The organism is Gardnerella sp. 30-4 (genome assembly GCF_001641215.1).
GTDB classification, from domain to species: Bacteria; Actinomycetota; Actinomycetes; order Actinomycetales; family Bifidobacteriaceae; genus Bifidobacterium; species Bifidobacterium leopoldii.
This window is the reverse complement of the sequence record NZ_LXJL01000025.1, coordinates 1-9,660: the sequence shown is the minus strand read 5'-3', so window position 1 is coordinate 9,660 and position 9,660 is coordinate 1. Positions and strand designations below refer to the sequence as shown.

9 protein-coding genes are annotated in these 9,660 nt (G+C 40.1%); 4 read left to right on the top strand and 5 right to left on the bottom strand.

The annotated features are described in order from the left end of the window. Positions 1 to 446: DUF4190 domain-containing protein (locus A5294_RS06880; protein ID WP_231880172.1), on the bottom strand; the 446-nt coding region annotated here is incomplete at its 3' end. 531 nt (positions 447 to 977) lie between these two features. Here A5294_RS06880 and A5294_RS02180 point away from each other — a divergent pair. Together A5294_RS02180 and A5294_RS02175 are read left to right on the top strand one after the other, a co-directional pair. Next, positions 978 to 2,522 carry an aminotransferase class I/II-fold pyridoxal phosphate-dependent enzyme gene (locus tag A5294_RS02180; protein ID WP_004104838.1) on the top strand — a complete coding sequence of 515 codons (1,545 nt, stop codon included), beginning with the start codon at positions 978 to 980 and terminating at the stop codon, positions 2,520 to 2,522. A 136-nt stretch (positions 2,523 to 2,658) separates the two neighbouring features. Next, complete coding sequence (locus tag A5294_RS02175; RefSeq protein ID WP_064340333.1) at positions 2,659 to 3,921, top strand: MFS transporter; 1,263 nt, start codon at positions 2,659 to 2,661, stop codon at positions 3,919 to 3,921. A 44-nt stretch (positions 3,922 to 3,965) separates the two neighbouring features. On the opposite strand, the gene A5294_RS02170 is transcribed toward A5294_RS02175, so the two are convergent. Genes A5294_RS02170 through A5294_RS02155 form a run of 4 tightly spaced genes read right to left on the bottom strand, consistent with a single transcriptional unit; the run spans position 3,966 to position 7,322 of the window. After that, complete coding sequence (locus A5294_RS02170; RefSeq protein WP_064340332.1) at positions 3,966 to 4,490, bottom strand: hypothetical protein; 525 nt, start codon at positions 4,488 to 4,490, stop codon at positions 3,966 to 3,968. A 27-nt stretch (positions 4,491 to 4,517) separates the two neighbouring features. After that, positions 4,518 to 5,729 carry an ABC transporter permease gene (locus tag A5294_RS02165; RefSeq protein WP_064340331.1) on the bottom strand — a complete coding sequence of 404 codons (1,212 nt, stop codon included), beginning with the start codon at positions 5,727 to 5,729 and terminating at the stop codon, positions 4,518 to 4,520. Further along, positions 5,713 to 6,423, bottom strand: coding sequence for an ABC transporter ATP-binding protein (locus A5294_RS02160; RefSeq protein ID WP_064340330.1), 711 nt, complete (start codon positions 6,421 to 6,423; stop codon positions 5,713 to 5,715). Before A5294_RS02160 ends, A5294_RS02165 begins: the two co-directional genes overlap by 17 nt. Further along, the gene (locus tag A5294_RS02155; RefSeq protein WP_064340329.1) at positions 6,420 to 7,322 is read right to left on the bottom strand and encodes an efflux RND transporter periplasmic adaptor subunit; all 903 of its coding nucleotides are present in this window, start codon (positions 7,320 to 7,322) and stop codon (positions 6,420 to 6,422) included. Before A5294_RS02155 ends, A5294_RS02160 begins: the two co-directional genes overlap by 4 nt. 476 nt (positions 7,323 to 7,798) lie before the next feature. Between A5294_RS02155 and A5294_RS02150 the strand changes: the two genes are divergently transcribed. Together A5294_RS02150 and A5294_RS02145 are read left to right on the top strand one after the other, a co-directional pair. Then, positions 7,799 to 8,470 (top strand): response regulator transcription factor, encoded by a 672-nt coding sequence (locus tag A5294_RS02150; protein WP_064340328.1) that lies wholly within the window; start codon positions 7,799 to 7,801, stop codon positions 8,468 to 8,470. Beyond that, positions 8,467 to 9,627, top strand: a complete 1,161-nt coding sequence (locus A5294_RS02145) for a hypothetical protein (protein ID WP_064340327.1) — start codon at positions 8,467 to 8,469, stop codon at positions 9,625 to 9,627. Before A5294_RS02150 ends, A5294_RS02145 begins: the two co-directional genes overlap by 4 nt. Positions 9,628 to 9,660 lie beyond the last annotated feature (33 nt).

Genomic DNA, 9,660 nt, shown 5'->3' with positions numbered 1-9,660 from the left:
CCAAGAACCAACCCTGCAACAGCCATACCGTGACCACGCTTGGCACCTGGAACACCAGCCTTGGTGTTACGCATTGCAAGAACAGCAAAAATAACAGACAGAATACCCAAAACCCACCAAATAATAGTGAATACAGGTACCCAAGCAAATATGGTACCAATAATTCCAAGAACTAATGATGCAACAGCCAAGCCTGAAACAGGAGCCTGCTGAATATACATTGGTTGCTGACCATATGGCTGCTGAGGCTGCTGAGCATAAGGCTGCTGAGCGTAAGGCTGCTGTTGAGCAGGCTGAGCATACGGTTGCTGAGGTTGCTGAGCATAAGACTGCTGAGGCTGCTGAGCGTATGGCTGCTGTTGGACTGGCTGAGTGTAAGTCTGTTGGACTGGCTGAGCTTGAGGAACCGGCTGAGCTTGCGGAACCTGCTGGTTATTTTCGTCCATTTTCCCTCCATCTGCAAAAGCAATACAAGTAATACAATTCCATGTAGCTCATAAAGCTTTCCAAATAATTTCGATTGTCAAACGATAAGACAAACAATGCGATTATACAACACATGTAAGCCATGCAACACATACAACATTAATTAATTAATTAAACGTCAACACATAACGTATTTGACATTTTTATGTTCTACGCAAAAATACTATATAAAATCTTGTATAAAATATATTTAAATCAACAATCACTTACGCGCTTTTACTGCAGTAGCAAACGCCGAGAAAATCACGGCAAATGTTTTCCAAAACTACAAAAACGACAGCAAACGCCAGAAAATTACGCACGCTGCGACCTGCTTAAGCATGTGCACAAGAAACGCTACAAGCGTGATTAATCCATATACGAATAAATTACTATAMAAMATAATTTTTGCGACTAATATTGAGCAAATAGTTCAATTTAATACTTATATTTTGAACTTTGCTATAAACTTGTTCAATTTATAAATGCCGATTTTACAAGAAAGACAGATTATGGCACAGAATTTTGCTGATGAGCTTAAGAAAGCTATGAAGCGCAAAGGGTACAAGCAGATTGACGTAATCGAGCTTGCGGCAAAAAACGGTCATAAGCTTGGCAAAAGCCAGTTAAGCCAGTATTTAAGCGGCAAAACTGAGCCTCGCAAAGACGTGCGTAACATGCTAGCTGAAATTCTTGGAATCAGCAGCGACGGAATCAAAGGCGGTCATTCTTGTGCAAAAATCGAGCAAAACTGCCAGTCTGCAGAAGAATCACAATTAAATCAATTACAACAGCAGCAACAGCCGCAGCTTACAGAAGCTGAACTTTCCAAAACTCTAAAGCATCGCACATTCAACAAATCCACAAAACTTGAACACGTGCTTTACGACGTTCGCGGTCCTGTTGTTGAAGAAGCAAACCGCATGGAAGCAAACGGAACGCATATTCTAAAGCTCAACATTGGAAATCCTGCGCCTTTTGGCTTCCGCGCTCCAGACGAAGTAATTTACGACATGCAGCAGCAGCTTATTGACTGCGAAGGCTACTCAGATAGTCGCGGACTTTTCTCTGCGCGCAAGGCGATTATGCAATACGATCAGCTTAAGGGCATTCCAGGCGTGCAAATGGAAGATATTTACACCGGAAACGGCGTTTCCGAGCTGATTAACCTTTCTATGCAAGCGTTGCTTGATTGCGGCGACGAGATTCTTATACCAAGCCCAGACTATCCTCTGTGGACCGCGTGCGCGAGCTTGGCTGGCGGCACTCCTGTGCACTACATGTGTGACGAAAAGTCGCATTGGTACCCAGATATTGCCGACATTCGCTCTAAAATCACGCCGCGCACTAAAGCAATCGTGATTATTAACCCGAATAATCCTACGGGAGTGCTGTATAGCCGCGAAGTTTTGGAAGAGATTGTTAAGATTGCGCGCGAGTTTAATTTGATTATTTTTGCGGACGAGATCTACGACCGTCTTGTTATGGACGGCAAGAAGCATATTTCGATTGCTTCTCTTGCTCCAGACGTGTTCTGCGTAACTTTCAGCGGACTTTCTAAATCGCATATGATTGCCGGCTTCCGCATTGGTTGGATGAGCCTTTCGGGAGATAAATCCAAAGCTCGCGACTACATTATGGGACTTAACATGCTGTCTAATATGCGATTGTGCTCGAACGTTCCTGCGCAATCGATTATTCAGACTGCTTTGGGCGGATACCAAAGCGTTGAAAAGTACTTGGAGCCAGGCGGACGCGTGTATGAGCAGCGCGAATACTGCTATAACGCGCTTCAGGAGATGGATGGCGTAAGCGTCGAGCGACCGGATGCCGCTTTCTACATGTTTGTAAAACTCGATCCAGACCGCTATAACATTCACGACGACGAACAGTTTGCGCTTGATTTGCTGCGCGATCAGAAGTTGCTGATTGTGCACGGCAAAGGCTTTAATTGGCAGACTCCAGGCTACTTCCGCGTAGTCTACTTGCCGCGCTTGCAAACGCTTCGCGACGCAATGAGCAAACTTTCCAACTTCCTCTCCTACTATCGCCAGTAACAGCAACCCCCACCTATAAACTGCGACAAAACACTCATTTCACTCGCAGTCCAGAAAAAGGTGTATATCAAGAGGCATATATTATTCAGAATATGAAAGACATTCATAACATGAAGAAAGAAAAAAAGAGAAGGAAATGAACGCTGCGGCACGAATTCGCACAACTCTTATTATTGCCGTTTTATCGCTTAATGCCTTTCTTATAACAAGCTGTAGATTTGGCGTAAGCCTATATCTTTTAATACATGTCGACTTATCTCACGCAGCGCTTAACGCGGTATCAGTAGCGCTTATGACCTGCATAGCAGCACCGCTTGGCGGCATTATCGCAGATAAATATCCACCAACTAGATTGTTTATAACTCTAACGTTCTGCTTTGCCTTGCTGTGTACTGGATACGGTTTCGCTTTAGTAGCACAGCATAATCTTATTGCTATTACGGTTACACTACTCGGCATAATATTCGGGTTCTTTACTGCATTTTCTTCGCCTAATCAAAAAGTATTAATGGCATATAGCGCGCCAGCTGGCGAAAAAACCAAATTTTTAGCAAGCATGCGCATGTGGATTAATCTCAGCAGGCTTGCTGCACCTGCTATCACTGGCATATTTGTTGATATATGCAATCCGCTCATTTTCTTTACGAGCATTGCTATTGTGATGATACTAGCGGCGCTACCTCTACTGTTAGTTAATCTAAACCAGCAAGCACAAAATAGCGCAAACAATACGAAGACAGGAAGCAGTAAAACTGCTGGTTTTGCAGCTTCTCTACACTATATGAAATCTACACCATGGTTAATAGTCTTAGGAGTAGTATCAGCATTACAATCTGGATCATGGCTTGCTGCATTTAGACTAATGGGAGCACACCATTGTCTCACACTTTTTCATTCGGCATCCACGTGGGGATCAATAGTCAGCATATTTAACATTGGCATGATTGTAGGTTCGCTATTATGCAAATATATTGTGCTGCATTATGAGATTTTATACTCTATTTTACTACCTGGATTCCTTTCTATTCCTTTACTTATTTTCGCACTTAATAATTGGATTGCTCTTTTTCTTTGCTCTGCTTTCATTGCAGGTATTATTTTTGACGCCACTATTGTCTATGGGCAAACAGCTCTTCTCGACGGCATACCAACACACATTCTCGGCGCAACTACTACTTTTACTTCTATTATGGAGCAATGCGGCATTATCGTAGGGTATGCAAGCGTACTAGCATGGGGAAATCTAAATTCATCATTATTCATAATGATTGCAGCTGGCGTAATACTTGTTTCAACAGGTATAGCCTTATGGATTATTCAAACTCGTAAACAAACATACCCATCAATGCTTACCAAAGATTATTGGACACCATCAACATGGGTAAAAAGAAGCATATAACAAGCTATTTAGTGAGAAAGCACAATAAAGCTATACAAATGCAATTACATCACAGGACAATTAGCTTGCACATCCTGTTGGAATCCTGACGGATCTCCCAGTTTTGCTTTACGCATATGCTCTTTGAAAAAGTTTCGCGTTGCATCATCACAACGGTCTGGACCCATAAACGGCATGCTAGGCACTTTTTCAAGCTCATGCAAAGCTTTACTTGCCGCTTGTTCATCACTAGCATACGTATCTAACCATTGCCGTTCCCAAGCACACTGATAATAATTAGATGCTTGCGTATCACCATATCCACTCTGGAACTGGCCGTCTTTTTCTTCTCCAACCAAGTTTGCAGGAGCTTTATATTTTTCAGGCCAACTAAGCTTTGCCACAGATTCCTGATATTCCTTCTCTATATGAGCAAAATCAACAATCTCTCTAGGCGAACTATTTTGCGAGCGCGCACCACCCACACCACTCGCATCATTGTTGCCTATTCCTCCACACGCATTAAACATAAGAAGCACACTAAGCACACCAACAATAAGAGTTGCTTTACCAATAGTATGATTATTCATTATTCCTTCTTTCTTATTTTTTGAAAATTAACGCAATGCTAATGCTGGTTGTAAACGTGATGCTTTTATTGCCGGCACCACACTTCCAGCAAGCGCTGTAATAAAAGCCGCAATAACAGCTCCAATAGCGGCTTCATATGGGTAAACTGGCGGACTAACTGGGCTTGCTACATCCCAAAAACTTGATGCTATAGACACAAGGCCAAAAGAAACAGCGACGGCAGCAATCGAAACTATCAGAGCTAAAATAATCGCACTGCCTAATACGAGTGAAGCAATCGACCATCTAGTAGCACCCAAAGCTCTGCGTATAAGCAGTTCATGCGTGCGCTGCTCCAACGATGCTAAACCAATATTGATTAAACCTAACGCGGAAACAAAAAGCAATAATGCTGCTACGATAGCAAAACTTAATTGCAGTACTGTTATAACATTCTCGTAATCATCACTATTATCATGTCTTCTAATTTCGTTTACTTGTCCACCACAACAGTCGTAAAGAGCGTCTGAAACATAAGATTTAATTGATTTTTGAGAACGATTTTCTTTATTCAACCAGTAGATTGAGCCTTGAGCTTCTTTTCCAGAATATTCCCAAAGAGTTGGAGCGTAACGTAATAATCCTAGAATATTCACGTATACTTTTGCTGAGTCTACGCCATCGTTCACAACTCCAACAATCCTTATAGGACTCATTTGTGTTGTTTTACGAGAAGTAATAAATGCTACTTCACCAATCTTGTATCTTTTGCTAGCAGATTGGTTTACTACCATTTCTAATGCGTTGCTTTTAGCGCTATTACTAAACCATCTTCCACTTACAATAGGTAAGTTATAAACTTTGTTGTATCCTGCCGTAGTGTAAACAGCGTCAACATATTGAAGATTGCCAGTCTTATATTCTTTGCTTATTTTTACACTCTTCGAGGCTGGCATAGAAGCGCTAAACAGTAGTCCAGTGTTTGGTTGTAGCATAACGTTAGCGTTACGGTTTGCAGATTCAATGCGATTTAAGAATTTGTTAAATACTGAATATTCGTCAAAATTTTGTGCTGAAAAAGTAATCTCGTACGTTGATCTACGACCGTTTAGCTGTTCGTTAGTTGCAATAAGATAGTCCTTACCAACCGTGCCAATAAGCACTGACGCAATAACGGCAATGATGCCTATAAACATTGAAAAACCTGTGAGGAAGGATCTCATAGGAGAAAGGCGCAAATCTTTAAGCAGCATGATCATAAAGAACACCGCCTTCCATAGTAAAAATGTGAGAGCAAGAACGAGCCACTTTCATATCATGAGTGACTAATAGTAATGTTGTTCCAGATTCTTTAACACGATCATGCAACACTTGAAGCACTTTTTCTCCCGTACTACTATCGAGTGCACCAGTTGGCTCGTCACAAATAAGTAATTCGGGATTAGTGACGAGAGCACGCGCTATCGCAACTCTCTGCTGTTCACCGCCTGATAAACTTCCAGGGTATTCGTTTAGTTTATCTTGCAATCCAACAGCACATAATGCTTCTTCTATCGTTTTTCTTCTTGTCTGCTTGCTTTGTTGTAGTCCTGCGTACAAAAGCGGCAACTCAACATTTTCTCTAATGCTTAAATGCTTAATGAGAGAATAGTTTTGAAAAACAAAACCAATATTTCGAGCGCGCATATGCGATACTGTATTATCACTACACTTTTGGATTGACTTGCCAGAATAATGGTATTTTCCAGTAAAATTTTTATTCAAAAATCCGACAATAGAAATAAGACTCGTTTTGCCAGATCCAGACCTGCCAACTACCGCATATGTTTCACCTTGATTAAGTAGCATAGACGCAGAGTTGACAGTGGTAAGCCATTCGCCATTGCCTAGTTTCACACGCGCTGACACATCTTGTAATTCAACCAATGGAACAGGATTGTTTCCCATAATCATTGCACTCCTGGAATGAGATCAGGAGAAACACCTGCTACAACATCACCCTCATGCAAACCAGACGTAATCTCAATATTAGCGCCGTCACTTATTCCAAGACCAACTTCTTTACGCTCCCAATTATCGCCTTTTTTGTATGAGACTAAACCTTTTTGAACTCTTCCAGCAACCGCACTAACGGGCAGCGTTAGAACCGATTGTTTATGCTTGCCATTAAAAACAAGCGTCGCATTTTGGCCTGATTCTACTTCTGTGCTTTTATCTATTAAACACGTTAAAACTTTTGACGATACACTAGGTGTACTTTGCGCGCTCGACTCATCTGTTTGAGTCGAATCAGCATTATCATTCTTGCTACTACCCGAGGCTGCAATATCGGTAGAAGTTCCACCGCTTTGTACTATTTGCAAACAATTGGTTGGTCCAACACCGTCTTCAATTTGGAAGCGACCTTTAACATCTGTAATATCCGCAGAACGAAGTAAAGCTTTTGCATTAAGGCTTATTGAAAAACCTTCATATTTAAGAGTGAATAGTGGGAAAGATTTAGGCACGTCCGCAGACGATTCAGCTACTGACACAACTTTAGCGTCTACAGGAGCAATAATTTTGTTACCAGCATTGTAACCTAGAACACTTCCAGCTTTTACAGCACTTCCTGCCTTTACCGATGGAGAAAAATTCCCTCTACTTACAGCAGTGATAACAAAGGTAGACGATTGTTCTATTGTTGCTTTACCCGACACAACTTGTGTTAAAGGCTGTTTTTTGACTGAAACAAGCGGAACTGAATCATGTGATGCCTGCTGTTGACTATCATCAACTGCTCTACCAGAGCATGCAGTAAGCAAACACACTGGCAGAGCAGCAAGCAAGAGTACTTTCATAAATTTACTCATAATACAAATCTCCTTACTCACCAAACTCGTAGACACATAGTATGCGTCGAAACAAGCCTCTCAAACTGATCGAAAATAAATAAAGTGCTTGATAATGTTACAATTGACGCTTTTATAATTGTCACTTTATTGAAGATTTAAGCTTTTGCTTAATAGCCTATAATCGCCGTAAAGAGTTTGCATCAGACTAAATGATGATTTTATTTATGATTCTTGGAGCTTGCGTAATACCAGAGAATGATTTGTTTTGCATAGAGTTTATACACTACTGAGCGGCTTCCGTGCGCATAGCCCCCAACCACATTGTGATTAAATCACTAAGCTTTAAGCGAACTTATTCGCTGCGGAGTAACCCCCATAAGCTCCAGTAACTACCTTTATACAATCWGCTTTGTAAAGGTTTTCCTAGACAAGATATTCATCATACAAATTCAAGTACTATTATTACTTAAATAATGCTTTTCTAAAGGAGCAATATGATAGCAAAGCATATTACTGTTGGCATTGTTGATGATGATTGTTTTTGTCTACACGGCCTAAAAACATATATTGAACAGGTTGTTCCGTCCTGCAATATTTGCTGGTTGTCCACGTGCGTCGATCAAGCAATTCAGTTTTGTCAAAATCAATGCCCAGACGTGCTGCTAATTGACATGTATATGTCTGGGGTTTCGGGAATTAAAATATTATACGAATTGCGAAGAAGATACTCACTCCCAATAATAATTGCTATAACTTCATTCCCTATCAACGATTATGCTTTAAAAGCATCAACAGCAGGCGCGCAAGGCATTGTTGGAAAGAACCACCCAGAAACCATTTGCGCCATGCTTAGCAGTATTGCCCATGGCACGTTCAAGCCACAAATAATAGGAGATCTTCATTTTGACGACACGACGACAGCATTTCAGCGTTTGCAAAATAAGCCAAAAAATGGACGCCTTGCTTTAACGAATCATGAGACTGAAATTATAAAGTTGTGCAGTAAAGGCATGACTAATGCGCAAATCGCCAAACGTTTATTTGTTGAAACTTGTACTGTGGAAACTATCCTTCGTCGCGTGTTCAAAAAATTGAATGTGACAAATCGTTCACAACTTATTACTACATGGCTGCATGATGAATATTTAGGAAATGATACACAATGATTATTTTCTTAATGCGGCGTTTGCGAGAAAAGCTTATTGACAATAAAACATTTTTACTATTGGGGTGTTTGTCAAGCGCAATGGATGCATATATTTACTCAAATAGCGACAATAGCACAATACAACTTGTTATAGTTTACATGATTCTTGCTGCTATAAATCTGTTTCTTTGCTTGCTCCCGCATTTTATGAGCATGTGCTATATTTTTGTACATCTCAGCATTCTTGTTATTCCTAGTCTGAATCTTCCACCAGTAACTTTCGGGCTCATCATATCATTTGTTTTTATTTCGTATTTATATCCGATTCAATTTACACTACCTTTATTCTTAGTAATAGATGCATTACACTACGTTGCATACCGATACTTATCAACTTTGTCTTTCAAGTATCTTATTGCTTACCTTTTAATAAATATATTTTGCGTTTGCACTGGTATTATTTTGCGCATTTCTCACCAAAAAATGGTTCTTTATGAAAAAGATAAGCAAACAATTAATAATCTTCATCTGGCTGTGCGAATGCACGATAGATTAACTAATAAGATTGCAGATATTGCATTACAAAGTAAAATAGCATTACTTGACAAGTCTATTTCTAAAAAACAGCGAAGTGCTATTGAGGCAATAAATGATTTGGCAGATCAGGCTTTTGAAGAAGGACATAATATTATCGACATTCTACGTGGAAATACTGCTAAGCAAGATGCTCGAAGCGAGTTCATCCAGCACATTGAAGATACACTACAAATGAACGACTCAATCAATACATCTTGTGGATTAAAAGGAAGATCCATATGCAATATATCTAGTAACGATATTCCTGAAGACATTAGCAATGAAATCATCTGTGAAGTTATTGAATTAATCGAAGAACTATATTTGAACATGCGAAAATATGCTTCTTTAGTTTATTACATCAGAATTTCGATACGCGAAAAACAAATTGTTATAAAACAGTTCAATGTTCGATTTTTGGGCGGAAAAAGTAAAGATGCAATTCGCTCAGTATCTCAAAAAGGACTTCTGCTTCATCGCGATACCATAAAGCATTTAGGCGGTTCACTCTATTTTCGAGCCTTTGGTAAGTATTGGGAATGTAATGCAGTTATTCCTTTCAAAAATGAACATAACTGTATAGATAGTATGCTTTACTGATTCAGTTTAAAAGATTAATGAATCTTAAGCAGT